At 59.2% G+C, this 26,826-nt stretch carries 24 protein-coding genes; 13 read left to right on the top strand and 11 right to left on the bottom strand.

Features of this window, described 5'->3' with window-relative positions:
* Positions 1-5 precede the first annotated feature (5 nt).
* The 7 genes from AB5Y67_RS03225 to AB5Y67_RS03195 all read left to right on the top strand — a co-directional run bounded on the left by AB5Y67_RS03225 (position 6) and on the right by AB5Y67_RS03195 (position 8,880).
* Positions 6-860 (top strand): enoyl-CoA hydratase-related protein, encoded by an 855-nt coding sequence (locus tag AB5Y67_RS03225; RefSeq protein WP_199416681.1) that lies wholly within the window; start codon positions 6-8, stop codon positions 858-860.
* Positions 857-2,827 carry a biotin carboxylase N-terminal domain-containing protein gene (locus AB5Y67_RS03220; RefSeq protein WP_199416682.1) on the top strand — a complete coding sequence of 657 codons (1,971 nt, stop codon included), beginning with the start codon at positions 857-859 and terminating at the stop codon, positions 2,825-2,827. Before AB5Y67_RS03225 ends, AB5Y67_RS03220 begins: the two co-directional genes overlap by 4 nt.
* The gene (locus AB5Y67_RS03215; protein WP_199416683.1) at positions 2,824-3,792 is read left to right on the top strand and encodes a hydroxymethylglutaryl-CoA lyase; all 969 of its coding nucleotides are present in this window, start codon (positions 2,824-2,826) and stop codon (positions 3,790-3,792) included. The genes AB5Y67_RS03220 and AB5Y67_RS03215 overlap by 4 nt, the downstream gene beginning before the upstream one ends.
* 2 nt (positions 3,793-3,794) lie before the next feature.
* Entirely contained in the window at positions 3,795-4,205 is a 411-nt protein-coding gene (locus AB5Y67_RS03210; protein WP_088869132.1) for a MerR family DNA-binding transcriptional regulator, read from the top strand.
* A 36-nt stretch (positions 4,206-4,241) separates the two neighbouring features.
* On the top strand, positions 4,242-5,003 hold the full coding sequence (locus tag AB5Y67_RS03205) for an ABC transporter substrate-binding protein (RefSeq protein WP_159163447.1): 762 nt from the start codon (positions 4,242-4,244) through the stop codon (positions 5,001-5,003).
* A 52-nt stretch (positions 5,004-5,055) separates the two neighbouring features.
* Positions 5,056-8,058, top strand: coding sequence for a DUF748 domain-containing protein (locus AB5Y67_RS03200; protein ID WP_325793793.1), 3,003 nt, complete (start codon positions 5,056-5,058; stop codon positions 8,056-8,058).
* A gap of 225 nt (positions 8,059-8,283) precedes the next feature.
* Positions 8,284-8,880: a GPR1/FUN34/YaaH family transporter gene (locus tag AB5Y67_RS03195; protein WP_021230311.1), complete on the top strand. Its 597-nt coding sequence runs from the start codon at positions 8,284-8,286 to the stop codon at positions 8,878-8,880.
* 335 nt (positions 8,881-9,215) lie between these two features.
* On the opposite strand, the gene AB5Y67_RS03190 is transcribed toward AB5Y67_RS03195, so the two are convergent.
* The 9 genes from AB5Y67_RS03190 to sdhC all read right to left on the bottom strand — a co-directional run bounded on the left by AB5Y67_RS03190 (position 9,216) and on the right by sdhC (position 20,517).
* On the bottom strand, positions 9,216-10,664 hold the full coding sequence (locus AB5Y67_RS03190) for an autotransporter outer membrane beta-barrel domain-containing protein (RefSeq protein WP_129560396.1): 1,449 nt from the start codon (positions 10,662-10,664) through the stop codon (positions 9,216-9,218).
* A gap of 277 nt (positions 10,665-10,941) precedes the next feature.
* Positions 10,942-11,814: a succinate--CoA ligase subunit alpha gene (sucD, locus tag AB5Y67_RS03185; RefSeq protein WP_005333542.1), complete on the bottom strand. Its 873-nt coding sequence runs from the start codon at positions 11,812-11,814 to the stop codon at positions 10,942-10,944.
* On the bottom strand, positions 11,814-12,980 hold the full coding sequence (gene sucC / locus AB5Y67_RS03180; RefSeq protein ID WP_005361097.1) for an ADP-forming succinate--CoA ligase subunit beta: 1,167 nt from the start codon (positions 12,978-12,980) through the stop codon (positions 11,814-11,816). Before sucC ends, sucD begins: the two co-directional genes overlap by 1 nt.
* 171 nt (positions 12,981-13,151) lie before the next feature.
* Entirely contained in the window at positions 13,152-14,342 is a 1,191-nt protein-coding gene (gene odhB, locus AB5Y67_RS03175; RefSeq protein ID WP_043824260.1) for a 2-oxoglutarate dehydrogenase complex dihydrolipoyllysine-residue succinyltransferase, read from the bottom strand.
* 35 nt (positions 14,343-14,377) lie between these two features.
* Entirely contained in the window at positions 14,378-17,185 is a 2,808-nt protein-coding gene (gene sucA, locus AB5Y67_RS03170; protein ID WP_199427445.1) for a 2-oxoglutarate dehydrogenase E1 component, read from the bottom strand.
* A gap of 115 nt (positions 17,186-17,300) precedes the next feature.
* Entirely contained in the window at positions 17,301-18,017 is a 717-nt protein-coding gene (locus tag AB5Y67_RS03165) for a succinate dehydrogenase iron-sulfur subunit (RefSeq protein WP_005333549.1), read from the bottom strand.
* 16 nt (positions 18,018-18,033) lie between these two features.
* Positions 18,034-19,800 (bottom strand): succinate dehydrogenase flavoprotein subunit, encoded by a 1,767-nt coding sequence (gene sdhA, locus AB5Y67_RS03160; protein WP_199427444.1) that lies wholly within the window; start codon positions 19,798-19,800, stop codon positions 18,034-18,036.
* Position 19,801: 1 nt separating this feature from the next.
* Complete coding sequence (sdhD, locus tag AB5Y67_RS03155; protein ID WP_005333558.1) at positions 19,802-20,146, bottom strand: succinate dehydrogenase, hydrophobic membrane anchor protein; 345 nt, start codon at positions 20,144-20,146, stop codon at positions 19,802-19,804.
* Positions 20,140-20,517: a succinate dehydrogenase cytochrome b556 subunit gene (gene sdhC / locus AB5Y67_RS03150; protein ID WP_005333571.1), complete on the bottom strand. Its 378-nt coding sequence runs from the start codon at positions 20,515-20,517 to the stop codon at positions 20,140-20,142. The genes sdhD and sdhC overlap by 7 nt, the downstream gene beginning before the upstream one ends.
* Before the next feature lie 64 nt (positions 20,518-20,581).
* Between sdhC and AB5Y67_RS03145 the strand changes: the two genes are divergently transcribed.
* From AB5Y67_RS03145 to AB5Y67_RS03135, 3 genes are all read left to right on the top strand, one after another.
* Positions 20,582-20,782: a hypothetical protein gene (locus AB5Y67_RS03145; RefSeq protein WP_124929313.1), complete on the top strand. Its 201-nt coding sequence runs from the start codon at positions 20,582-20,584 to the stop codon at positions 20,780-20,782.
* Between the two features lie 177 nt (positions 20,783-20,959).
* Positions 20,960-22,246 carry a citrate synthase gene (locus AB5Y67_RS03140; protein ID WP_005333572.1) on the top strand — a complete coding sequence of 429 codons (1,287 nt, stop codon included), beginning with the start codon at positions 20,960-20,962 and terminating at the stop codon, positions 22,244-22,246.
* Between the two features lie 93 nt (positions 22,247-22,339).
* Positions 22,340-22,660, top strand: a complete 321-nt coding sequence (locus AB5Y67_RS03135) for a DUF4377 domain-containing protein (RefSeq protein WP_019446103.1) — start codon at positions 22,340-22,342, stop codon at positions 22,658-22,660.
* Positions 22,661-22,738: 78 nt separating this feature from the next.
* Here the strand turns inward: AB5Y67_RS03135 and AB5Y67_RS03130 are convergent, their stop codons facing one another.
* Positions 22,739-23,179 carry an acetyltransferase gene (locus tag AB5Y67_RS03130; RefSeq protein WP_199427442.1) on the bottom strand — a complete coding sequence of 147 codons (441 nt, stop codon included), beginning with the start codon at positions 23,177-23,179 and terminating at the stop codon, positions 22,739-22,741.
* Between the two features lie 57 nt (positions 23,180-23,236).
* Positions 23,237-24,082, bottom strand: a complete 846-nt coding sequence (locus AB5Y67_RS03125) for a DUF5718 family protein (RefSeq protein ID WP_181223985.1) — start codon at positions 24,080-24,082, stop codon at positions 23,237-23,239.
* Between the two features lie 338 nt (positions 24,083-24,420).
* Here AB5Y67_RS03125 and AB5Y67_RS03120 point away from each other — a divergent pair, with 338 nt between their 5' ends.
* From AB5Y67_RS03120 to AB5Y67_RS03110, 3 genes are all read left to right on the top strand, one after another.
* The gene (locus AB5Y67_RS03120) at positions 24,421-24,813 is read left to right on the top strand and encodes an NUDIX domain-containing protein (protein WP_064337787.1); all 393 of its coding nucleotides are present in this window, start codon (positions 24,421-24,423) and stop codon (positions 24,811-24,813) included.
* A 91-nt stretch (positions 24,814-24,904) separates the two neighbouring features.
* Positions 24,905-25,411 (top strand): GNAT family N-acetyltransferase, encoded by a 507-nt coding sequence (locus AB5Y67_RS03115; RefSeq protein WP_064337786.1) that lies wholly within the window; start codon positions 24,905-24,907, stop codon positions 25,409-25,411.
* 279 nt (positions 25,412-25,690) lie between these two features.
* Positions 25,691-26,809 (top strand): glycerol dehydrogenase, encoded by a 1,119-nt coding sequence (locus tag AB5Y67_RS03110; RefSeq protein WP_325793794.1) that lies wholly within the window; start codon positions 25,691-25,693, stop codon positions 26,807-26,809.
* Positions 26,810-26,826 lie beyond the last annotated feature (17 nt).

Below are 26,826 nucleotides of genomic sequence, written 5' to 3'. Positions count from 1 at the left end.
AACCCATGTCAGATCCACTTACTTCCTCAGCACTTGGCTCTTCAACACAGGGCCCGTTTCGGCTGGAGCGGCACGGCCCGCTGGCCGAGCTGGTGCTGTCGCGCCCGGCCCGCCACAACGCCTTTGATGCCGACCTGATGCTGGGGCTGCTCGACTGTCTCGATGATCTGGCCCATCTTCATGGTCATGATCTCGCCGAACGTCCTCACGCCCTGCTGCTACGTGCCGAGGGCAAACACTTTTGCGCGGGCGCCGACCTCAACTGGATGCGCAATCTGGCCCACGCCGATTTCGAGCACAATCGCGAAGACGCCCGGGTACTGGCGCGGCTGATGCAGACCCTCGACGAGCTCCCCTTCCCCACGGTAGCGCTGGTGCAGGGGGCCGCCTATGGCGGGGCGCTGGGCCTCATCTGCGCCTGCGATCTGGTGCTGGCCAGCGACGATGCCCGCTTCTGCCTCTCTGAGGTGAGCCTGGGTCTGGTGCCTGCGGTGATTAGCCCCTACGTGGTACGTGCCATGGGAATGCGTCAGGCGCGCCGCTACATGCTCAGTGCCGAGCCGTTCGATGCCATTACCGCCTGTCGGCTCAATGTGGCGCATCAACTCTGCAAACCGGATCAACTGCTGGCGGAGGGACGGGCGCAGGCCCTTCGTCTGTGCCGCAACGGGCCGGAAGCGATGAAAGAAACCAAACGGCTGCTGGCGGCGATAGATGCCTATCCTTCCCGCCTGCACGAAGAGAAAACTGTCGAGACCATCGCCCGGGTTCGGGTGGGGCTCGAAGCCCAGGAGGGGATGCAGGCCTTCTTCGACAAACGTCCTCCCGCCTGGCGCCCCCGTTTCAAGGATGAGACATGACCAATCACACTCAGATTAAGCGCCTGCTGATCGCCAATCGCGGCGAAATCGCTGTGCGCATCATCAAGACGGCGAAACGCCTCGGCATTCACACCATCGCCCTCTACTCCGATGCCGACGCCCACGCCATGCACACCCACCTGGCCGATGAGGCCTGGCATCTGGGGCCCGCACCGGCCAGAGAGAGCTATCTCGACACCGGCAAGGTGCTGAAGATTGCCAAAGAGGCGCGCGCCGATGCCATCCATCCCGGTTACGGCTTTCTGTCGGAAAACAGCGATTTTGCCACCGCCTGCGAACAGCGCGGCCTGCGTTTTGTCGGTCCAAGCGGCGCCGCCATTCTCGCCATGGGCGACAAATCGGGCGCCAAGGCGCTGATGCAGGCTGCCGGCGTACCTGTGCTACCTGGCTATCACGGCACGGATCAGCGGACGGACTTTTTGCGCGATCAGGCGAGCCAGATTGGCTTCCCGCTACTTATCAAGGCGGCCAGTGGCGGCGGTGGCAAGGGGATGCGCCGGGTCGATCAGCTGGCCGACTTTGACGAGTCGCTGGCGGCAGTCAAACGGGAAGCCAAGGCCGCCTTTGGTAACGATCTGGTGCTGCTGGAGCGCTATCTGCCCCAGGCTCGACATGTGGAAGTACAGGTCTTTGCCGATAGCCTCGGCAACGCCATCTATCTGGGGGATAGGGACTGCTCCTTGCAGCGACGCCATCAGAAGGTGATCGAAGAGGCGCCCGCCCCCGACATCCCTCCGGCTCTGCGCCGCGCCATGGGGGAGGCAGCCGTGGCCGCAGCCAAGGCCATCCACTATCAGGGGGCTGGCACCATCGAGTTCCTACTCTGCAAGGATGAGTTCTTCTTTATGGAGATGAACACCCGGCTGCAGGTAGAGCATCCGGTCACCGAAGCGGTGACCGGGCAGGATCTGGTGGCCTGGCAGTTGGCCGTAGCCGAAGGCAAGCCGCTGCCACTCACTCAGGAGGAAGTGGTGCTGCGCGGCCATGCGGTGGAGGCGCGCCTATACGCTGAGGATGTGGCGGCCGGTTTTCTGCCTGCCAGCGGGCCTATCCACTGGCTCCACTGGCCCGTTGGCGTGCGCATCGACACCGGCGTTACCGCTGGCGATGAGGTGAGCCCCTATTACGATCCCATGATCGCCAAGCTGATCGCCTACGGCCAGAGTCGCGCCGAGGCGTTCGCTCAACTGGCCGATGCGCTGGCGGCACTGGATCTCGGCCCGCTGGTGCACAACGGCCCGCTGCTGCTGCGCCTGTGTGAAGAGCCCGACGTCCTGGCCATGGGCCACCATACCCAATGGCCCATACCCACCACAGCACGGCCCATTCCTGAGCTCGCCTGGCCGCTGGCCGCCCTCTGGCTGGCGAGCCGCCCTGCGGGCACCTCCCCCTGGCAGCAAGCCTGCGGATTTCGGCTGGGGCCGGTTCGCAGCTGGACGGCGGCAGTGCGCATCGGTGATGAGCGCCGGGTATTGACCCTTAACGATCATGGCGGCCAGTTTGGGTGGCAAGGGGAGATCTGCTGCTACCAGAGAGGCGATGACCATATCCGCCTGCAACAGGGTGGCTGCTGGCAACAGATCCCCATTCAGACGGTCGCAGGCTCGGAGGCAACCTTCATCATGACCCTGGCGGGCCAGCGCATCCGTTTCGCAACCGATGATCAGCAGCGAAGTCACCATCATGATCAGGCGAATGAGAAGGCGCAGGGTGCCATTGCCCCCATGCACGGCATCGTGGTGGCCGTACTGGTCGAGCAAGGCCAAACGGTCAGCAAGGGGCAACCCCTGCTGGTGCTGGAGGCGATGAAGATGGAACACCAGTTGCGCGCAGAGCGGGACGGGGTAATTGAGGCGCTGCAGTGCAAACAGGGCGAGCAGGTAAGCCAGGGAGCCGTGCTGGTGAGCTTTGCCGAAGAGACTGCTTCAGAGGAGGAACACCCATGAACCGATCACAGGACGTCCGTGACGACAGGGTCAGTCTGGTGGAGATGGGGCCGCGAGATGGCCTGCAAAATGAAGCTGCGCCCCTCTCCCTGGTACAGCGGCTGGAGCTGATCCAGCGCCTTACCGACAGCGGCCTGCAGCGCATCGAGGTGGGTGCCTTTGTCTCTGCCAAAAAAGTGCCGCAGATGGCGGACTCCGCTGCGCTGTTCGAGGCACTGCCGCGCAAGGGCTCAACCCGTTACGGCGCTCTGGTGCCCAATCTGCAAGGCTTGCAGGCAGCCATTGCCGCCCGCGCCGATGAGATTGGCCTCTTCACCGCCTGCTCCGACGGTTTTACCCGCGCCAATATTGGCATCAGTGTGGAGGAGTCGCTGGTGCGCTTCGCCCCGCTGGTGCAGGAGGCGCGCCGCCTCGGCATCAAGGTGCGCGGCTACCTCTCCACCGTCATCGCCTGCCCGTTCGATGGCCCGACCCGCCCGAAACGGGTCGCCGCCATGGCCGAACAGTTGCTGGATCTCGGCTGCCACGAAATTTCGCTGGGGGACACCATAGGCATCGGCACCCCGGGCACCGTGGCCCCCATGCTGGATGCTGTGCTGCACGAGATCCCGGCGGGTCGACTCGCGGTCCATTTTCACGACACCTACGGCCAGGGGTTGGCCAACCTGCTACCCGCGCTGGAGCGCGGCATTCGCACCATCGACTGCTCGGTGGCGGGGCTTGGCGGCTGCCCCTATGCGCCGGGCGCCTCCGGCAATGTGGCGTCAGAAGAGGTGGTCTACCTGCTGCACGGCCTTGGCATGACGACAGGGGTGGATCTCGACAAACTGGCGGCCACCGGCCAGTGGGTGAGCGAGCAGCTCGCTCGCCCCAACGGCTCGCGGGTCGGTCAGGCCCTGCACGCCAATGCCGAGCGGCTGCGTGCCCGCCTCTGCCAGCCACACGCCCAGCAACAGGAGTCATGACCATGTCCCGTTCCCTGCCCGGCAAGGAGATCACCTACAGCATTTCGGAGCTGGCCCACGAGTTCGATGTCACGCCGCGCACCATCCGCTACTACGAGGATGAGGGGCTGCTCACCCCGCTGCGGGAGGGGCAAACCCGCATCTACAGCCATCGGGACAAGATCCGGCTCAAGTTGACCCTGCGCGGCAAACGGCTGGGGTTTAGCCTGGCCGAGATCCGCGAGCTGTTCGATATGTACGACACCGACAAATCGAGCAAAACCCAGCTCCACTCCATGATCCAGCTGATCGAGGCAAAACGCGGCGCCCTGCGCCAGCAACTGGAGGATATCCAGATGGTGATGGCCGAGCTGGAAGCCGCCGAACAGCGCTGTGTTAATTCCCTTAACAGCTTGAAAAGCGGCGCAGATTAGCCGAATCTGGGAGCAAGCTATTGCCTTGGGGATCCCATGAGATATTGGTGCTGGTTTTTGCTCTTGTTCAGCCTCTCTGGCTGGAGCCATCCCCTCATCAAGGTTGGTGGATACCCCTATGCCCCCTTTGTGGTCAAACTCCCCGATTCCCGCTATGAAGGACTGACCCTGGAGCTTATCGACCAGCTCAATGCCGTACAGAAAGAGGTGACCTTCGTCTTTGTTCCCACCTCGGCCGCCAACCGTTACAAGGCGCTCGATCTGGGCCGTTTCTCGCTGATGCTGTTTGAAGACACCAAGTGGGGCTGGGACACCGATAAATTCAAGATGACAACCCCCTTCCTCGGTGGTGGCGAGGTCTATGTGGCCCTGAACAAAGCGGGCCGGGATCAGCGCTTTTTTGACGATCCTGCCAGCCATCACCTCATCGGGGTGACCGGCTATCACTACGGCGTCGGCCAGTTCAATGCCGATCCTCTCTACCTGCAGCGCAAGCTCAATATCACCCTGGTCAAAGACAACGTCAGCGCCCTGCAAGCGCTACTCAAAGGGCGCGGCGAGGTAGCCATTCTCAACGTTTCGTACCTTAACCAGTATCTGCAGGCCAATCCCGACACAGCCGACCAGCTGCTGATCTCGCAAAAATGGGATCAACAGTATCAACACCGCGCCATCCTTCACCCTGAGGCCCCCATTACCCCTGCCCAGCTGGAACAGTGGCTGGCAGCGCTGCAACAAAAGGGTGAACTGGATCGCCTTTGGACAAAGTACGGCGTACAACAGCACGCAACCCCATGATTACTATCCAGCGTTTCTGTACCATGGCGGGAACCAAATGGGAGTGCACCAAATGAACACCACCGAGCCCGCGTCCCCCAAGCTCCGCTTGCTGCGCTACCTTGCCTACGCTTTTCTGCTGCTTCTTATCCTGATCACTCTGCTGCTGTGGCAAACCCCCCGTCTGGTCCAGCGCTATCTGCCCGGCTGGCTGGCTGAGCACTATGGCCTGCAACTGACGCTGGGGGAGATTGACGTAGGGCTGCGCAACCCTTCTCTCACCCTCGGCGCGACTGCCCTGCTCGATGCCAAACAGCAGCCTATCGTCCGTTTTGAGCAGCTCTTTATCACCCCCGACCTGCAAGCCAGCTGGCAGCAGAAAGCGGTCGTGCTTTCCACCGTCACCCTGACCAAACCCGTGGTGCTGCTGCAACGGCTGGCAGACAAAAAAGGGGATGTTCGACTCAATCTGACCGATGCGCTGGCCACCCTGCTCACCCCTGCCCCCTCCCTCGAGCCCGAAACAGCCAGCGCCCCGCTGCTGGTCGATATTGCCAGCATCGCAGTCACTGACGGCCATGTGCGCTATCAGGATCAGCGCAAGGAGAGCGAACCCGGCTGGTTGCCGCTCCTCAATCTGGAGAAAGTGACCCTCAAGCTCGATAACCTGCGCACCGAGGCAAATCACCCGACCGCCTATCAGCTGAACGCCGCCATCAACGGCAAAAGCAGCCTCGCCGCTCACGGCAAACTCGATGTGATGAGCGGCATGGGTCAGGGCAAGGTGAGCCTCAAGCAGGTCGAGCTGAAACCCTTCGCCCCGCTCTGGGCACCCTATCTCAAGCTGGATCTGGCCAAGGGCCACGCCAATGCAGAGGTGGAGTACCAGCTTAAAGAGGGCAAGCAAGGAGTGCTGTGGCAATTGTCCAAAGGCAAGCTGACGCTAGACAACTGGCAGCTTAAAAAACACAAGGGCGACGAATTTGCCCGCTTCGGCCAGCTGGCCCTGAGCGATCTGGCTGTCGATGGCCAGAAACAGTCGCTCCAGATCGGCAAGGTAACCCTGCAACAACCCCTGCTCAAGGCCACCCTCAACCCACAGCAGGAGCTGGATCTGGCTGACTTGCTGATTGAACAGGCCCCCGCCAAACCCGCCAAAGGGGCCCACGCCGCAAACGAGGTGGCCAACAATGCGGCGCCCAAGTCGGCACAACAAGCAAAGACAGCCGGTAACGGCAAGAAACACGGGGCAGACAAACCCTGGCAGTGGCAGATCAAGCAGATCGTTATCGACAAGGGCGATCTCACTCTCACCGAATCGAGCAGCGGCAAACCGCAGGCACGCCAGCTCTCCGGCCTCAAGCTGGCGCTGGGGCCACTGGGCAGCAAGGGGGAGCAACCGAGCAAACTGACTCTGGCCACCCAGTTCAACCAGAGCAGCCCCCTCGCCTTTGATGGCCAACTGACCCTGACTCCTTTCACCTTAAGCGGCGACATCAACCAGCAGGGGCTACCCCTGACGCTGGCACAGCCCTATCTGGCCGATCTGGTACGCATCAAGGTGCAAAACGGGCTGCTGAGCAGCAAGACCAGACTTGATCTCGCCACCACCGCCCAGGGAGATCTGAGCAAGCTGACCCTGCAAGGGGGGCTCGATGTCAACGGGCTCAAGGTGGTCGATCGGGCAGACAATCAGCGGCTGCTGGAGTTCAACACCCTGGCTCTCACCGGTCTGACGTACGACGGCATCAGCCAGCAGATGCGGATCAAGGACATTGCTCTGAACAAGCCCTTCGCCCGCATCGAGATCAACGAAGATGGCACCACCAACCTGCAACAGCTGCTGTTGCCGCAACCAGCGGCAGCAAAAAGTACTGAAGCAAAGGCAGGCAGCAAGGCTCCCGACTTTCGTTTCACCATCGACCAGCTGCGCACCGAGCAGGGCAACCTGCGCTTTGCCGATCGCAGCCTGAGCCAAGATTTTGTGGCCGATATCGCCTCGCTGGGCGGCCAAAGTCGCCATATCAGCAATATTCCGGGGCAACGCTCCGATCTCGCCTTCAACGGCAAGGTGGATCGCTATGCGCCAGTGACCATTCGCGGCGGTACCAACCTGCTGGTGGCCAACCCTATCCTCGACATCGCGGTCTCTTTCCACAATCTGGAGCTCACCACCTTCACCCCCTATTCGGGCACCTATGCCGGTTATGCCATCGACAAGGGGCAGCTCTCCATGAAGCTGCACTACAAGCTGGAGGGCAATCGGCTGGAGGGGGATAACGACATCACCATCAAGAAGCTGCAACTGGGCGAGAAGATCAAGAGCGATCAGGCCAAGGATCTGCCGCTGGGGCTAGCCATCGCCCTGCTAAGCGATGCCAACGGGGTGATACAGATGAACCTCAAGGTGAAGGGCGATCTCGATCAACCGGACTTCAGCATCGGCAATATCTTCTGGGATGTGCTGGGCAACACCCTGAGCAAGGCGATCACCTCCCCCTTCTCCCTGCTCGCCTCGCTGGCCGATGGCACCGAAGATCTCGACGAACTTCCCTTCCTGCCGGGGGATCCCGATCTCACCCCCACCCAGCAGGAGAAACTGGTCAAGCTGGCGCAGGCCCTCAAGGATAGACCCAAGCTCAGCATGAACATTCGCGGCAAGGTCAACTTCAACGAGGAGCGCCCCATCCTGCAACGGCAAAAGCTGGAGCGGGTACTGGCCAAGCTCACCGGCAATCAGGCGGATCTCGACCTGCTGGAACAGGACTCAGCCCTGCAAGAGGCGCTGGCCCAGGCCTATGAAGAGCGCTTTGGCGAAGACCTGGAAGATCTGGCCGATCGCCTCCATCTGGATGAAGAGAGCGCGGCACTGCGGGCCCAGGCGGTGATCCTGCTGCAGGATCAGCAGCTCATCACCGCCAAATCCCTGCGCAATCTCGCCATGCGCCGGGCGCAAAATACCAAGGAGTTTCTGGTCGACAGCCAGGGGATCGCCCCGGAGCGGCTGTTCGTGCTCGACAGCCAGGTCAAGGAAGAGGACAAGGAAGCCAAAGTGATCCTGACACTGGATCAGTGACGCCGCCGCACTTCGTAAAAAGCGTAATAAAAATACAACCCCTCAACTATTTTGACACCTTTTGCTCACCAAACAGCCTGCCTTGGTGAGCATTTGGCCTCTGATGCAAATAATCACGTAGTTTTTTTACGATTTATCCCCCTTGCCCCCTTGCGGGCACGCCGCAGCCTGCCTAAAATCGCGCGTCTTTTGTTAACCCCCACCTCTATTTTTGGAGAACGCCACGTGAGCGAAAAATTGGCCAACCCTGCCCCTCTGGGTCTGATGGGTTTCGGTATGACCACCATCCTGCTGAACATCCATAACGCAGGTTTCTTCCCCATCAGCGCCATGATCCTGGCCATGGGCCTGTGCTACGGCGGCATCGCCCAGATCATCGCTGGCATCATGGAGTACAAGCGTGGCAACACCTTCGGTGTGACCGCGTTCACCTCCTACGGCCTGTTCTGGCTGAGCTTGGTTGTCCTGCTCGTCATGCCGACCATGGGTCTGGCCGAAGCGACTCCGCACGCCTACATGGGTTGGTATCTGCTGATGTGGGGCATGTTCACCCTGTTCATGCTGGTTGGCACCATCAACTACCCGCGCGCCAAGCAGTTCGTGTTCGCCTCCCTGACCGTGCTGTTCTTCCTTCTGGCCGCCCGTGACTTCACCGGCAGCACCCTGATCGGCACCATCGCCGGTTTCGAAGGCATCATCTGTGGCGCCAGCGCCATCTACTTGGCCATGGCCACCGTGATCAACGAGCAGTTCGGCCGCACCGTGATGCCGATCGGCGATCACAAGAAAGCCGCCGCAGTACAGCTGAAAGCCGCTGCCTGATAGGCAAGCCACTCAGATTGTGAAAAGGCACCCTCGGGTGCCTTTTTGCTATCTCGCAAAGATGACGTTCCTGCGCACACATCTTCCCTTTTCAGCCCTACATCCGGATATCCGTCTCTAGCTATTCGGCACTCCTGACACACCCATTTGTGGATATATCCATCAACTAAATAAGGCTCTCTCGGGCCACCACAAGGGATACAGTTTGTTATTCGGTATGAAGCCGTGTGACCACTCCCTTTTGTTGGCAACTGTCAGGTGAATACCATCTCCATACATGTAATTTAAATCAAAGTGCCGACCAAGATATCGGTACTTTTATCTCCCTATGTAAGTTAAAAATTCACTGCGGCGTTAAATCTAATATCCCAGAGGTCAAGGTCCTGACGCCCGATACTGTAATAACCGGTGATAACTTCAAAACGCTGATGACGCTGAGGGGCTACCGCCAGTGCAATCCGTGCAGATCCACTCCACGGGGTCGTACTTTCCATTGTCAGATTTTCATTCAGGATCTGACCATCATTGGGACGCTCAATATCATAACGAACCCCAAGACGCAGGGCCGGTATAATTTGAACACCATCGGTTGTGGTGAAAATACGACTGATATCCCCTGATGCTTCACTGGTGGCATATTCAAAAGAGTTTTCATTAACCCGCAATGTCACGTTATAAATCTGGTTTGCATAAGGCAATGAGCCTGTGTAATCAAACGCATCGGATTTATTGTGACTGTAAAAGAGGGCAAGCTTGGGCCGCAGCAGATACTCACCAACGTCGTAGCCACCGGTCAGGTTGGCTGAGATCAACCCGGTCGTTGTCTTGAAACTCCCTTTAAGTACATCGAGTTCGGTATCGTTATCAGTTCGTCCCCATGCAGCCCAGCCATCCAGCAGCCAGTGCGTATCTAGCCTATAGCCGCCATATGGCCCAACAAAGAAGCTGTCCCCCTCATTTCGTACCGAACTGCCAAACGTGCCAAGAGAGGTTTTGCTATTGGCAAATGCAATACCGCCCAGCCCGTCTTTACCAAGGGATCTGTGTATACCGATCAAAAAGCTGTTGGCATGTCCGGATGTGTCTATCTCGTTACGATCATCGGAGACTCCGGTATGGCGTACATCAGTCCATACCTGCCACAACCCCTTTTGACCGGCAATATCTTCAAATTGGTCAAGCCCGACAACGACACGATCTGAAATACTGAGGGAGCCGCTCAAATAGCCCATCAAGGCATCTGCACTGATACTGGTCACAATATTGCGGATCGGGTCACTCCCACCACCGGTGCCACCACCACTACCACCATTGCTGCCATCCCCCCCGCCGGTTCCGCCACCAGTTCCACCATTGCCGCCATCCCCACCTCCGGTTCCTCCACCAGTGCCACCGTTACTGTCTCCCCCATCGATCGGGGGAATATTTGGAAATACCGGATTGTTCTGGTTTCTCGAATCGAGGAAGCAGTTGAAAGAACCATCTGCATTGAGGAGATCCAGTTTGTGAGTCCCGTTAAGGTCATCCAGTACTACAGGTGAGACACTCAAGTGCAACGACGCGCGGTTTGCATTCCAACTATCGATTTCAGATACCCCGGGAGCAGAGAGGCGAAAATTCCCCCCGGAACCTGGACTTGAAAGCCATAGTGATACCGAATTGTCAGCCGAACGCCCAAGAAACTCTAGATGCTGCCCCGGTTGCCTGTTCGGGCAATCCGCCGCCCATGCTGTTGGCAAGCAGATACTGGTAAGGCAGCCAATTCCCAAAATACGTGAAATCATTATGTCCTCCTGACACTACGTTATCTCACTGACATCCTTGCATGACTTTTAGCATTACCCACAAACAGGTCACTCGATGCAATGGGTAAAGGAACAAATCAATCTGACAAGTTCAAATCGCAGACTATTTTAGTATCCACACTGTTTCTGGTCTCCTGTAATAAAATTCGTTTAGCGCCTGAATCGCGATGATTGGTTAAATCAAACCACTTTAAAACCCATAAAAAATGCCGCCCATCGGGCGGCACTTTTATTAGAGATAACGGGCTAACAGGAATTACCAGCCGGTCACTTCGCGCAAGGCCTTGCCGATATCGGCCAGGGAGCGGACGGTTTTCACGCCAGCATCTTCCAGCGCGGCAAACTTCTCGGCGGCAGTACCCTTGCCACCGGAGATGATGGCGCCAGCGTGGCCCATCCGCTTGCCGGGAGGGGCAGTAACACCGGCGATATAGGAGACCACCGGCTTGGTGACGTGGGCCTTGATATAGGCGGCAGCGTCTTCCTCGGCGTTGCCGCCGATCTCGCCGATCATCACGATCGCTTCGGTCTGCGGGTCGTTCTGGAACATCTCCAGAATGTCGATAAAGTTGGAGCCCGGGATGGGGTCGCCACCGATACCGACGCAGGTGGACTGGCCAAAGCCCTCGTCAGTGGTCTGCTTGACCGCTTCGTAGGTCAGGGTGCCGGAGCGGGAGACGATGCCCACCTTGCCCGGCTTATGAATGTGGCCCGGCATGATGCCGATCTTGCACTCACCCGGGGTGATCACACCCGGGCAGTTCGGGCCGATCATCCGCACGCCGGTCTCTTGCAGCTTCACTTTGACGTCCAGCATATCCAGCGTCGGGATGCCTTCGGTGATGGTGACAATCAGCTTGATGCCTGCGTCGATCGCTTCCAGGATCGCGTCCTTGCAAAACGGTGCCGGAACATAGATGACGGAGGCGGTAGCGCCAGTCGCTTCGACCGCGTCACGGACGGTGTTGAACACCGGCAGGCCCAGATGGGTGGTGCCGCCCTTGCCCGGGGAGACGCCGCCCACCAGCTGGGTGCCGTAGGAGAGCGCCTGCTCGGAGTGGAAAGTACCCTGACCGCCGGTAAAGCCCTGGCAGATGACTCGGGTGTCCTTGTTGATCAGTACGCTCATCAGTTGGCCTCCGCTGCTTTGACGACTTGCTGCGCGGCATCGGTCAGACTCTTGGCCGCAATGATGTTGAGGCCGCTCTCGGCCAGCTTGATACCACCCAACTCGGCGTTGTTGCCTTCCAGACGAACCACGACGGGCACCTTGACCCCCACTTCCTTGACCGCACCAATGATGCCTTCTGCGATCATGTCGCAGCGCACGATGCCGCCGAAGATGTTGACCAGCACCGCTTTGACGTTGCTGTCGGAGAGGATGATCTTGAACGCCTCGGTTACGCGCTCCTTGGTGGCACCGCCGCCAACGTCAAGGAAGTTGGCCGGCTTGCCGCCGTGCAGGTTGACGATGTCCATGGTACCCATGGCCAAACCTGCGCCGTTGACCATGCAGCCGATGTTGCCATCGAGGGCCACATAGTTGAGCTCCCACTGGGCAGCGTGCGCTTCGCGGGGGTCATCCTGTGACGGGTCGTGCATTTCGCGCAGCTTGGGCTGACGGTACAGGGCGTTGGCATCGATGTTGATCTTGCCATCCAGGCAGTGCAGGTTGCCCTGCGCGGTGATCACCAGCGGGTTGATCTCCAGCAGCGCGAAATCACAATCCAGGAACATTTGGCCCAGACCCATGAAGATCTTGGTGAACTGTTTGATCTGATCGCCGACCAGACCCAGTTTGAAGGCCAGTTCGCGGGCCTGATAGGCCTGCGGACCCACCAGCGGATCGATGGCCGCTTTGTGGATCAGATGGGGGGTTTCGTGGGCGATCTTCTCGATATCCACGCCACCTTCGGTCGAGGCCATGAAGACCACGCGGCGCGAACCACGGTCAACCACGGCGCCCAGGTAGAGCTCTTTGGCGATGTCGGTGCAAGATTCCACCAGGATCTTGGTGACCGGCTGGCCGTTGGCATCGGTCTGGTAGGTCACCAGATTTTTGCCAAGCCAGTTCTGGGCAAAAGCACGGATCTCATCCTTGCTCTTGGCCACTTTCACGCCGCCCGCTTTACCGCGGCCACCGGCGTGTACCTGGCATTTGACGACCCAGGTATTGCCGCCAATCTTGTCGGCCGCTTCGGCCGCTTCTTGTGGGGTAGCACAGGCATAACCTTCGGAGACCGGCAGGCCATACTCGGCAAACAGCTGTTTTGCCTGATATTCATGCAGATTCATAGATGCTCTATCCGTGTTGTAGGTATTTCCGTCCGGGGCTGGTGTTTCTCAATCCCCTGTGAATGGGGGCCTGGGCGGCCCCTCGTTATCTTTCAATCGCTCGGGTATTACTCAAACGTCCAGCAGCACATTCGGCTCGGGGCGCAAACCCCTTGCCCGGGTGCCACGGGCTTAGACGTCCAGCAACAGACGGGTCGGATCTTCCAGCAGCTCCTTGACGGAGACCAGGAAGCCTACCGATTCGCGTCCGTCGATGAGACGGTGATCGTAGGAGAGCGCCAGATACATCATCGGCAGGATCTCGACCTTGCCGTCAACGGCCATCGGGCGATCCTGGATCTTGTGCATGCCCAGAATGGCGCTCTGGGGCGGGTTGATGATCGGGGTGGACATCAGGGAGCCGAACACGCCACCGTTGGTGATGGTGAAGTTGCCGCCAGTCAGTTCATCCACGGTCAGCTTGCCGTCACGGCCCTTGCCCGCCAGATCCTTGATGGCCTTCTCGATGTCCGCCAGGCTCATGTTGTCGCAGTCGCGCAGCACCGGCGTCACCAGACCACGGGGGGTAGAGACGGCGATGCTGACGTCGAAGTAGTTGTGGTAAACCACGTCATCACCATCGAGCGCCGCGTTCACTTCCGGATAGCGCTTGAGGGACTCCACTACCGCTTTCACATAGAAGGACATAAAGCCGAGCTTGATGCCGTGCTTCTTCTCGAAGATCTCGCCGTACTGCTTGCGCAGGTCCATGATGGGCTTCATGTTGACCTCGTTGAAGGTGGTCAGCATGGCGGTGGTATTTTTCGCTTCCAGCAGACGCTCGGCGATGCGCTTACGCAGACGGGTCATCGGTACCCGCTTGTCGGTGCGACCACCCAGCGGAGTAACCTTGGCTGCCGGAGCGGCAGCAGCGACCGGTGCGGCTGCCGCAGGCTGGCTCTTGGCCTTGATGAAGGCTTCCACATCATCCTTGGTGATGCGACCGCCCTTGCCGGTACCGGTCAGCTTGGTCACGTCGATATCGTGCTCGCCAATCAGGCGGCGCACCGAGGGGCTCAAGCCATCTGCACCATCATCGGCCACCGCTTCCGCGGGTTTCTCTTTGGTCTCTTCACCCGCCACCGGGGCAGCGGTGAGGATGGCAATCAGTTGACGGGACAACACGGTCGCCCCTTCCCCTTGCAGAATATCCCCCAGCACACCGGCTTGCGGTGCCGGCACTTCCAGCACCACCTTGTCGGTCTCGATGTCGACCAGCACTTCGTCACGGGCGACCAGATCGCCCGGTTTCTTGTGCCAGGTGGCGATAGTGGCATCGGCCACTGATTCCGGCAGATCCGGTACCTTGATTTCGATAGTCATCCAATCAGTTCCTTTTTACTTCTATGCCAGAGGCTTTACAGGGTAAGGGCATCTTCCACCAAGGCTTTTTGCTGCTTGGCGTGGACAGACATGTAACCGACGGCCGGTGAGGCTGACGCGGGGCGACCGGCATAACGCAGGGTGGCTCCGGCTGGCAGCACGCCATCGTAGTGGTGACGGGTGCAGTACCAGGCGCCCTGGTTCTGCGGCTCTTCCTGACACCAGATAAAGTCGGTGACGTGGCTGTAATCGGCCAGAATGGCGCGCACTTCCTCTTCCGGGAAGGGGTAGAGCTGCTCGATTCGCACCAGTGCCACATCTTGCTGCTCGGCCTTGCGACGGGCATCGAGCAGGTCGTAGTAGACCTTGCCGGAGCAGAAGACCACGCGCTTGACCGCTTTCGGATCCAGCGCATCGATCTCGCCGATGGCGTTCTGGAAGGTTCCTTCCGCCAGCTCTTCGAGCTTGCTCACCGCCAGCGGATGGCGCAGCAGGGATTTGGGCGTCATGACGATCAGCGGACGGCGCATCGGACGTACCACCTGACGACGCAGCATATGGAACACCTGCGCCGGGGTAGAGGGCACGCACACCTGCATGTTGTGCTGGGCACACATCTGCAGATAACGCTCCAGACGGGCGGAGGAGTGCTCCGGGCCCTGCCCCTCGTAACCGTGCGGCAGCAGCATGGTCAGGCCGCACATCCGGCCCCACTTCTGCTCACCAGAGGAGAGGAACTGATCCACCACTACCTGGGCACAGTTGGCGAAATCGCCGAACTGGGCTTCCCAGATGGTGAGGCCAGCCGGCTCGGCGCTGGCGTAGCCATATTCAAAGGCCAGTACTGCGTTCTCGGTCAGCACAGAGTCATACACCTCGAACGGGCCCTGCTCGTCGTGCAGGTTGCACAGCGGGGTGTAGGTGCTGGCATCGGTCTGGCTGTGGAGTACGGCGTGGCGGTGGAAGAAGGTGCCACGGCCGGAGTCTTCACCGGTAAAGCGGATACGGGACCCCTTGTCCACCAGGGTGGCGTAGGCCAGGGTCTCGGCAAAGCCCCAATCCACCAGCTTCTCGCCAGCGGCCATCAGACGGCGGTCTTCGTAAATCTTCTCGACCTGACGCTGCAGCACGTGGGTGGCCGGATACTGGCTCACCCTCTCGCCGAGGCTCTTGAGGTGATCCATCGGCACGGCACTCTCATAGGCCATGTTCCAGTCGTGGCCCAGATAAGGGGTCCAGTCGACGGAGTGCAGCTCCATCGGCCGCCACTCTTTGCTCACCCGCTCACCGCGATCCAGCGCTTCGCGATACTCGTTGACCAGTTCGGTCGCCCGCTCCTGAGCGAGGCTCCCCTCGGCCACCAGCTGATCGGCGTAGATCTTGCGCGGGGTCGGGTGCTGCTTGATCTTCTGGTACATCAGCGGCTGGGTGGCGCTCGGCTCGTCCGCTTCGTTGTGACCGTGACGACGGTAGCAGACCAGCTCGATCACCACGTCGCGTTTGAAGGTGTTGCGGTAATCCAGTGCAATCTGGGTCACCAGCACCACGGCTTCCGGATCATCCCCGTTGACGTGCAGCACCGGCGCCTGCACCGCCTTGGCGATGTCGGTGCAATATTCGGTGGAACGCAGGTCACGGATATAGGAGGTGGTGAAACCAACCTGGTTGTTGATGACGATGCGCACCGTCCCGCCGACACCATAGGCGCGGGTCTGGGACATGTTGAAAGTCTCGGCCACCACGCCCTGACCGGCCATGGCCGAGTCACCGTGAATGGTGATGGGCAACACGCTGGAGCCATCCTTGTCACCGCGACGATCCATCCGGGCACGGACCGAGCCGATGACCACAGGGTTGACGATCTCGAGGTGGGAGGGGTTGAAGGCCAGCGCCAGATGGACATTGCCACCCGGGGTGGCGAAGTCGGAGGAGAAGCCCATGTGGTACTTCACATCACCGGTACCCCAAGATTCGCCATGCTTGCCGGCAAACTCGTCGAACAGATCCTGAGCGCGCTTGCCCAGCACGTTGATCAGCACGTTGAGGCGACCGCGGTGGGCCATACCGATAACGGCCTCTTTGCAGCCCTGCTCACCGGCGCGACGGATCAGCTCCTTGAGCATGGGGATCATGGCGTCGCCACCTTCCAGCGAGAAGCGCTTGGCTCCCGGGAACTTGGCGCCCAGATATTTCTCCAGCCCTTCGGCGGCAGTCAGGCTCTCGAGGAAACGGGTCTTCTCTTCGAGGGTGTAACTCCCCTTCCCTTCAATGGATTCGAGACGCTGTTGCAGCCAGCGCTTCTCTTCCGTGGAGGTGAGGTGCATGTAGTCGGCGCCGATGGAGCCGCAATAGGTCTTCTTCAGCGAGGCGTAGAGGTCGGAGAGCACCATGGTCTCGCGACCGATGGCGTAGGAGCCCACATTGAAGGTGGCCTCCATATCTGCGCCCTGCAGGTTGTGGAACGCAGGATCCAGTTCGGCAACGGTTTCACGCTGCCACAGGCCCAGCGGGTCCAGATTGGCATTCTGGTGACCACGGAAACGGAAGGCGTTGATCAGCTGCAATACCCGCACCTGCTTGGCATCCACTTGCGGATCGGAGACGGGAGCACTGTAGCGAGAGGGATCCTTGGCCAGACGACGGAAATAATCGCGGACCTGGGAGTGGGGTTGTTCAACCGCATGGCCATTGACCTGGGGCAGCTCGCTAAACAGGCTGCGCCACTCGTCGGACACGGAGTCAGGATTTTCCAGAAAGGATTCGTACAAATCCTCGATATAGCTTGCATTCGCACCAGCCAGGTGAGATGACTCCAACCAGGCCTTCATCACGCCGTTATGCATTTCTATCCCTTGTACTTCTTGTTACTGCTGCGCAGCTTGTAGGGGTCAAATAGCCATCCTGCCACGGGTGGGATGGCTATCCAGAGGTCGGGCCAGCACGTGGCCGGCCCTGATACTAAACAGCCCGATTGAGCAACATCGACTTGATCTGGCCAATCGCCTTGGTCGGGTTCAAGCCTTTCGGACAGACGTTCACGCAGTTCATGATGCCATGGCAGCGGAACACGCTGAATGCGTCGTCCAGATTCCCCAGTCGTTCGGTGGTCGCGGTGTCGCGGCTGTCAGCCAGCCAGCGGTAGGCGGCGAGCAGCCCGGCCGGACCGATGAACTTGTCGGGATTCCACCAGAAGGAGGGGCACGAAGTGGAGCAGCAGGCACAGAGAATGCACTCGTACAGGCCGTCAAGCTTGGCGCGCTCTTCGGGGGATTGCAGGTGCTCACGCACCGGCGGCAACTTGTCATCGTTGATGAGGAAGGGTTTGACCTTCTCCCACTGGGTGTAGAACTGGGTCATGTCGATCACCAGATCACGGATCACCGGCAGGCCGGGCAAGGGGCGGATAACAACGTTATTGCCCTTCTTCAGCAGGTCGGAGAGCGGGGTGATACAGGCAAGACCGTTCTTGCCATTCATGTTGAGACCGTCTGATCCACAGACCCCTTCGCGGCAAGAGCGGCGGAAGGCGAGCGTGGGATCCAGCTCTTTCAACTGGATCAGTGCGTCGAGCACCATCATGTCGGAACCTTCAGGAATATCAAGACGATATTCCTTCATATGGGGGACGTTATCAACATCCGGATTGTATCTGTAGACAGAGAATGTGACGTTCATAGGGCTGGCTCCGCAATCAGTAAGTCCGGACCTTGGGCGGGAACGCCTCACGGGTCTTGGGTGACATGTTGACAGCGCGACGGGTCATGGACTCGGTGTCCGGATGATAGAGGCTGTGGCACAGCCAGTTCTCATCGTCGCGATCCGGGAAGTCGAAGCGGCAGTGAGCACCGCGACTCTCGGTACGGAAGTTGGCGGCAACCGCCGTGGCAAACGCCGTCTCCATCAGGTTGTCCAGCTCCAGGCACTCGATGCGCTGGGTGTTGAACTCTTTGGAGGTGTCATCCAGACGGGCTGACTTGAGGCGTTCGCGGATAACCTTGAGCTCGGCCAGCCCCTCTGCCATCGCCGCACCTTCACGGAATACGGAGAAGTTGTTCTGCATGCAGCGCTGCAGGTCTTTGCGGATCTGCACCGGGTCTTCCCCGTCACGGCAATTTTCCCAGCGGTTGAAGCGGGCCAGTGCGGCATCCAGATCCGACTCGGAAGCATCACAACCGTGCTCCATCTCGCCCAGAGTGTTGACCAGATGCATGCCAGCAGCGCGGCCGAAGACCACCAGATCCAGCAGGGAGTTGCCACCCAGACGGTTGGCGCCGTGTACGGAGACGCAGGCAATCTCGCCCACCGCAAACAGACCGACCACCGGCACGTCGTTGCCGTTCTTGTCCTGGGTCAGGCACTGGCCATTCACGTTGGTCGGCACGCCGCCCATCATGTAGTGGCAGGTCGGAATGATCGGGATCGGCTCTTTGACCGGATCCACGTGGGCGAAGGTGCGAGAGAGCTCGCAGATGCCCGGCAGACGGGATTCCAGCACCTCTTTGCCGAGGTGATCCAGCTTGAGCTTGATGTGTGGACCCCAGGGACCGTCGCAGCCACGGCCTTCGCGGATCTCGATCATGATGGAGCGGGCCACCACGTCGCGACCGGCCAAGTCCTTGGCGTTTGGCGCGTAACGCTCCATGAAGCGCTCGCCATCTTTATTGAGCAGATAGCCGCCTTCACCACGGCAGCCTTCAGTTACCAGCACCCCTGCCCCGGCGATGCCGGTCGGGTGGAACTGCCACATCTCCATGTCCTGCACGCCGACGCCGGCACGCAGCGCCATGCCGACACCGTCACCTGTGTTGATGTGGGCATTGGTGGTGGACTGGTAGATACGACCGGCACCGCCAGTCGCCAGCACGGTGGCCTTGGCCTTGAAGTAGACCACTTCACCGCTCTCCATATCGATGGCGGTACAACCCACCACGTGGCCATCCTGGTTTTTCACCAGATCCAGCGCATACCACTCGGAGAAGACGGTGGTCTTGTTCTTGACGTTTTGTTGGTAAAGGGTGTGCAGCAGGGCGTGACCGGTACGGTCGGCCGCAGCCGCAGTACGGGCAGCCTGCTCGCCACCGAAATTCTTGGACTGACCACCAAACGGACGCTGGTAGACAGACCCGTTGTCGAAACGGGAGAAGGGCAGCCCCATGTTCTCCAGCTCATAGATAGCCTCGGGACCGGTTTTGCACATGTACTCGATGGCTTCCTGATCACCGATGTAATCGGAACCTTTTACCGTGTCATACATATGCCACTGCCAGTTGTCATCGTGGGCATTGCCCAGCGCAACCGTGATCCCGCCCTGGGCGGAGACAGTGTGAGAACGGGTTGGAAAAACCTTGGACAACAGAGCGCAGCTCTTGCCGGACTGGGCAATCTGCAGCGCGGCGCGCATACCGGCACCACCGGCACCAATCACCACCGCATCAAATTCACGAGTTGGAATAGTCACCTTACACACCCCACAGCACGACGAAACCCGTCATCAGATAGACAAACAGCACCACGACCAGGGCAAATTGCAGCGCCCCGCGCAGCCCTACCGGCTTGATATAGTCAGTCAGCACCTGCCACAGACCAATCCAGGCATGGATCAGTACGCAGAGCAGGGTCAACAGGGTGAATACCTTGGTGAATGTTTTGGCGAAGAAGCCTGCCCACACCTCGTAGGTGATGTCGTTGAACGCGACAAAGCCCACCAGATAGAGGACATAACAGGTCATGATGAGGGCGGTGGCGCGGATCAGGATGTAATCATGAACGCCGCTGCGCCCGAAGGTTGCAGAATTGGTTACCATACAAGCACTCCCGCCAATACAGCCAGGATCGCGGTGATCACGAAGGCCACGCGGGCACTCTGATTGCCGGATTCCAGCTCTTCCCAATAGCCCATATCCATGACCAGATGACGCAAGCCGCCCACAATGTGGTATGCCAGCGCAGTCAGGATCCCCCACAGCACGAGTTTGACCAGGAAGTTGTCCATGATGGCAACCACGGTTTCAAACCCTTCGGGAGAGGCGAGTGAAGTACCAAGCATCCACAGCAAGATGCCCAGTGCAACAAAGGTAATGACCCCTGAAACACGGTGCAGGATGGATGCAATGGCAGTGACAGGAAAGCTGATCGTCTGTAGGTCGAGGTTGACCGGTCTCTGTTTGTTTTTCACGCTTGCCCACTCAGCTCCATTGAGCACGTTAGTTATTGTTTTAACTCACACTTGAGGGCACGGAATGGTGATTGTTGGTTTTTTGTTACCAAAACACTCTGAAAAAGCCAAAACGCGAGTTTTTGGTTTCACATCAGGCTTTGCCAAAGCGTTTCAAACACCCGCAGCCATGACCCACGTGGCGCAGTATATCGGCGGCCTTAACCGAAGACAATCAATTAGCTACAAAGAAAACACAAAACCGCAAACTCGATCGCATATTTAATTTAACATTTCATTAATGCCATTAATGGGGTTCCAGCAAAATTGACATTGATAAGGAACTCTGTTTCAAATAAGGCGCTCCAGCCACTTCGGTATGGGTAACAACCTTTGCCAGCGTCATAAAAGTCGTAATAGAGTAGGACTGGAACCAAATTATAAAGAGCAAAGGAGACGTGCTATGGCTGATAAGATAGCCACCCTACACCTGCCCGGAAAAGATCCGGTCGAACTGCCGATCCTCTCCGGCACCATCGGCCCGGATGTCATCGATGTCAGAAAATTGGGATCACAGGGGTATTTCACCTTTGACCCCGGTTTTATGGCGACCGGTTCTTGCAAATCTGCCATTACCTACATTGACGGGGATCAGGGTGTCTTGCTGCACCGTGGTTACCCCATCGCCCAGTTGGCCACCCAGGCCACCTATCTGGAAGTCTGCTATATCCTGCTGTACGGCGAAGCGCCGACCAAGGCGCAATATGCCGAATTCGAACGCCTGGTCACCCGCCACACCATGGTGCACGAGCAGATCGCCTTCTTCTTCCGCGGCTTCCGTCGTGACTCCCACCCCATGGCCATCATGTGCGGTGTGGTCAGCGCCCTCTCCGCCTTCTATCACGATGCCCTCGACATCAACAACGAGCAGCATCGCGAGATCTGTGCCTTCCGTCTGCTCTCCAAGATGCCGACTCTGGCCGCCATGTGTTACAAGTACTCCATCGGTCAGCCGTTCATGCAGCCGCGCAATGCCCTCTCCTATGCCGGTAACTTCCTGCACATGATGTTTGGCGTGCCGACCGAAGAGTACAAGGTCAACCCCATCGTTGAACGCGCCATGGATCGTATCTTTACCCTCCATGCGGATCACGAGCAGAACGCCTCCACCTCCACCGTTCGTCTGGCTGGCTCCTCCGGTGCCAACCCGTTCGCCTGTATCGCCGCGGGGATCGCCTCCCTGTGGGGACCGGCCCACGGTGGTGCCAACGAAGCCTGCCTGCGCATGCTGGAAGAGATCGGCTCGGTGGATCGCATCCCCGAGTACATCGCCAAGGCCAAGGACAAGAATGATCCGTTCCGTCTGATGGGCTTTGGTCACCGCGTCTACAAGAACCACGACCCTCGTGCCACCGTGATGCGCGAAACCTGCCACGAAGTACTGACCGAGCTGCAGATCAAGGATCCACTGCTGGACGTGGCCATGGAGCTGGAGCGTATTGCGCTCTCCGACCCCTACTTCGTCGAGAAGAAACTCTACCCGAACGTGGACTTCTACTCCGGCATCATCATGAAGGCGATCGGCATCCCGATGAGCATGTTCACCGTGATCTTCGCCATCTCCCGCACTATCGGCTGGATTGCCCACTGGAACGAGTTCCACTCAGACCCGGACAGCAAGATTGGTCGCCCACGCCAGCTCTACGTGGGTCACCCGTTGCGCGAGTTCACTCCGCTCGAGCAGCGCTAACCACTGCGCTGATATGGTTTGTTACAAAGGCGGTCATTGACCGCCTTTTTGTTTGCCGCTCTAATGCCCCCCTTTCGCGTTAAGGAGTCCATTATGAAACCACTGTTTATCAGCGCAGCCTTGCTGCTGACCGCCTGCCAGAGCGCCCCCGCATCGTCACAGGGGGAGACCCTCTATATCAACAGCCAGTTGGTCGATTGCGTCGGAGTTGGCCCAATGCAGTGCATGCAGGTTCGCAGTGATGAGCAGCAGCCCTGGACGCTGTTCTACCAGAATATTGAAGGTTTCCAGTTCGAGCCGGGCTACCGGTATCAGCTCACAGTCAGCAAGGAGCAGCTCACCGATGTGCCGGCCGATGCCCCCTCCGTGCGCTATCAGCTGATCAAGGTGGTGAACAAGGTCGCCAGCAAGTAACAAACACGATCAAAAAAACGGGGGATGGCTGATGCCATCCCCCGTTGGTTTATGGGTACTGTGCCTCATCAGGCACGATCAGGTCGGCGCCAGCGCCATATGCAGCAGCGGATAGGGCTTGCCCTGACCATCCAGCGGCGAGCGACCCGTCACGGTGAATCCCATCTTCAGATAGAAGCCCACCGCCTGTTCGTTCTGCTCGTTGACGTCAACCTGCGTCGCGCCGCCCTGCGTGATGGCATGCGCCACCAGCAAACGCCCCACGCCACTACCGCGCGCCCCGGGAGCCACAAACAGCATCTCCAGCTTGCCCTCGTGCACTCCGCTAAAACCCGTAATGTGTCCCTCTTCTGTACGAGCACAGTGCAGTGTCACCGCATCGAAGTAGTGCTCCAGAATAAGCGGTTTAAGCGCCAGGATCTCGGCCTCGGGCAGGAAGTGGTGGGTCGCCCGCACCGAGGCCTCCCACAGATCGATCAGGGCCGGATAATCAGCCCGGGATACCTGAACAATCGTCATGAAATGACTCGATATGATAACCAGCGGGAAGAGACACCTTCCCGCTGGCAACGGCGATTAGCGCGCCTGCACCGCCTGCAGCAGCACCGACATATCAGCGCCAAAGTGGCGGCTGCGGATCGCCTCGCGAATATCCGCTTCGCTATAACGGCTGCCCGGATAGACCACCACGCAGGAGGTGTCGCCCGGTTTGAGGAAGTGGGTCTCGCCAAACGGGGTATAGCGAGTGGCACCGATACTGATGAGCGCATGGGGAGGATGTCCCGCCTGCGCCAGCAGTCCCTGAATGTGCTCCGCTGGCCCCTCATCCTGCTGATGATTGAACTTGTCGATGGCCCAGTCGAGCAGCTTGCCGTGGAAGTAGCTGTAGTCGATGGCGGCGCTGTCTACCCCGTAAGCGTGCAGCTCACCGTCCCGCTCCAGATAGCAGGCGATGCGATAGTCATCGAGCTCGCAACCGGCGGCAAAACCGGAAAGCGGCAGCAGCTTGGCCGCCAACCCCTTGCTCTCTTCGCCCCAGTTCTTTTTCTCGCTAATCTTCTTGGCGTTGGGACGGCGGATGGAACAGTCGTTATAGGCACCAAAGGCGCGGGGATGGATCGCCACCACCTGCTTGCCGGCATACTCCAGCTCGCACCAGAGGGCTACTTCCGGCTCGATCTGCACCTTCTCGTCACCGCTGACCGCCGCTTCCGGCAGGAAGATCGCCTTGTCGCTCAACGGGAATACCCCGAGCTGACCCGGATGGCCCGGCACGAAAAAGGGAAACAGCGCCTTGGGCGCCGTGGTGTCGCGCACGACTACCGCTACGAAGTCCGACGCTTCACCCGCCTGCTCCAGATGACCGGCGAAATTGCCCGCGACCCCGAGTCCGATAAACTTGCTCTCTGCTGCTATCTGCATCTTGCTCACCTGCATCTTGCCCACGCAAGGTAGCAGGCTCGTCGCCCACTACCGCTAAAGTGGCAAGATTAAACCACAAGGATCCCGCCTTCGCCCAGTCCGGCCCTGTCGTGATGTGCGCCAGTCTGCTTTTTTAGGGTCGAAAAGTCTGTGGCGAACCAGCCATTGCGCACTCATTCAGCTACGCGGTGACCGCGCTGGAAACAGTGCGTTTCCGGCATCTCCCCTCTTTCTCCTTGGGACTCAACTTCATCTTTGTTAGGCTGCCGGCATGCAAAACAACTGTGCGCTTGAGTGCGCCAGTGCTCATCACGGCAACCCCATTGGAGAGAAAACAGATGATCGACAAACTCGCCTGGCTCACCTTTAAAGATCAGCAGCTGCTCTGCGCCCGCTCCCACGACAAGGACATCTATTACATCCCAGGCGGCAAGCGGGAACCGGGGGAGAGCGACGAGGCGGCACTGATCCGCGAGATTGAAGAGGAGCTGGCCGTCACCCTGCAGCCCGATACCCTGCGCTTTGCCTGCGAGTTCCGCGCTCAGGCCGATGGCAAACCGGCAGGAGTCGAGGTGAGACTGCGCTGCTACACCGGCGAAGCGAGCGGCACCCCGATCGCCTCGGCAGAAATTGCCGAGCTGCGCTGGCTCGACAGCTCTCACCTCGATGAGCTCTCCCCCGTCTCCCGCCTGCTGTTTACCTGGCTCGTTGAGCAGGGGCTGATCCGCTGACAAGTCGTACTCGCGGCGAGCATAAGTACCTCCCTCACATGAACCAACGGTGGCAATCAGCCACATAACAGCGCAACGACAAGGATGTCAGATGAACATTGTGGAAGTTAAGAGCGCAGCAACCTACCAAAGTGCGCTCATCACCCTGCTGCAAGATTGTGTCGATAGCGGCGCCTCGGTCGGTTTTTTACCGCCGCTGACCACGGAGGAATCTACCCGCTACTGGCAAGGAGTTGAAGCGGATCTAGCGGCAGGTCACCGAAAGCTGTGGCTTGCCCTTGAGCAACAACAGCTCGTGGGAGCGATTCAGCTCGCGCTCTGTGGCAAGGCCAACGGTCGCCACCGGGCCGAAGTGGAAAAACTGATGGTACTGCAAACGGCGAGAGGTAAAGGTGTCGGTCGTGCGCTGATGCAGGCCTTGGAACAAGGCGCCCATGCCGCGGGCCGTTCGCTGCTGGTGCTGGATACTCGCGCCGGTGATGTGGCCTCCCACCTCTATCGTCAACTCGGCTATCTGGAAGCGGGCCAGATCCCGAGCTTTGCACGCAACGCCGATGGCTCCCTTGCTGCGACCGTCATCTTCTACAAACCGCTCTGACCATCCCCTATCCCTTATCCAAATACAGCAGGGCCGCACCAAGCGGCCCTGCTTGTCGCAGCAGTATGGCTTGCGACGGATTGCCACGATACGGCCATTGCGCCTGTATTCCTCAACACCGCCAATTGCTCGCCCCAAAATACAACCAAACAAACAAAAAGATTAATTAATGATTAAAACGCCCCCCTTTTCCTCTTCATCTATTGCCTCATCAGGCGTATCGTGAGAGACCCATTTGATAATCAAATCTATGTTGTTCACTGCCTTGAGGAATAATGGATGCCCACTTTGCCCCGTACAGTTACCTCCCCCAAAAAGTTCATCATCGGTCAACACCTTCTCCCGCAACTCCATGAGCACGTTAAAGATTTTGGTGACTATGCGTTGCTCATCAGCGATGAGTTCATTCTGGAGCGGGTACGGGAAGAAGCTTTGGCGGGGCTCCTGCAGGCAGGCCTCAGGGGAGTGGTCGACAAGTTTCGCTATGAATGCACCGAACAGGAGATCCACCGCATGACCCACCTTGCAGAGCAATATGGTGCGAACGTGATTGTCGGGATCGGCGGCGGCAAGACGCTGGATGTCGCCAAGGCCGTGGCCTTCTATCTGCGCCGTCCGGTTGTACTGTTCCCGACGATTGCCTCCACAGATGCCCCCTGCACGGCACTGGCGGTGATCTACAACCAGGCGGGGGAATTTGAGCGCTATCTCTTCCTGCCGCAAAATCCGGACGTGGTGCTGGCTGACACGGCCATCATTGCCGCCGCCCCTCCCCGCTTCTTTTCCGCAGGCGTTGGCGATGCCCTGGCCACCTATTTCGAGGCGCGCGCCTGCTATCGGTCGGACGGACTCAATCTGGTCGGCAAGCGTCCTTCACGCACAGGCCTTGGTCTGGCAAAGCTCTGTTACGAGCTGCTTGGTGAAAACATCGAGCTGGCCATGGATGCAATACGCCACCATGTCCCGACCCCGGCGCTTGAGCAGGTTATCGAGGCCACCATCTACCTCAGCGGGGTCGGCGCAGAAGCCGGTGGACTGGCCGCCGCTCATGCCGTCAACAACGGCATGTCACTGATCCCGGAGCTCCATCGCGCCCAGCATGGCGAGAAAGTAGTCTTCGGCCTGCTGACCCAACTCGTGCTTGAGCGCGCCCCGCAACACGAACTTGATGAGGTGTTTCGCATCATCGACTGTGCAGGTCTGCCCATGACGCTGCAAGAGTTGGGACTCACCCACTTTGATGAAAACGAGTGGCGCAAGGTGGCGCAGCTGGCCTGCGATCCCCTCGATACCATGGGCAACATGCCGATGACAGTGAGTGAACAGGATGTCTACGCCGCCATGGTAGCGGCCAATGCCATGGCTGAGCGTTATCGCCTCCGCCATCCCCGCATCTGATTGCTTGCCGCACTAAA

Source organism: Aeromonas sp. s12, assembly GCF_040907925.1.
GTDB lineage: Bacteria > Pseudomonadota > Gammaproteobacteria > Enterobacterales > Aeromonadaceae > Aeromonas > Aeromonas veronii.
This window is presented reverse-complemented; position numbering and strand designations above follow the sequence as displayed.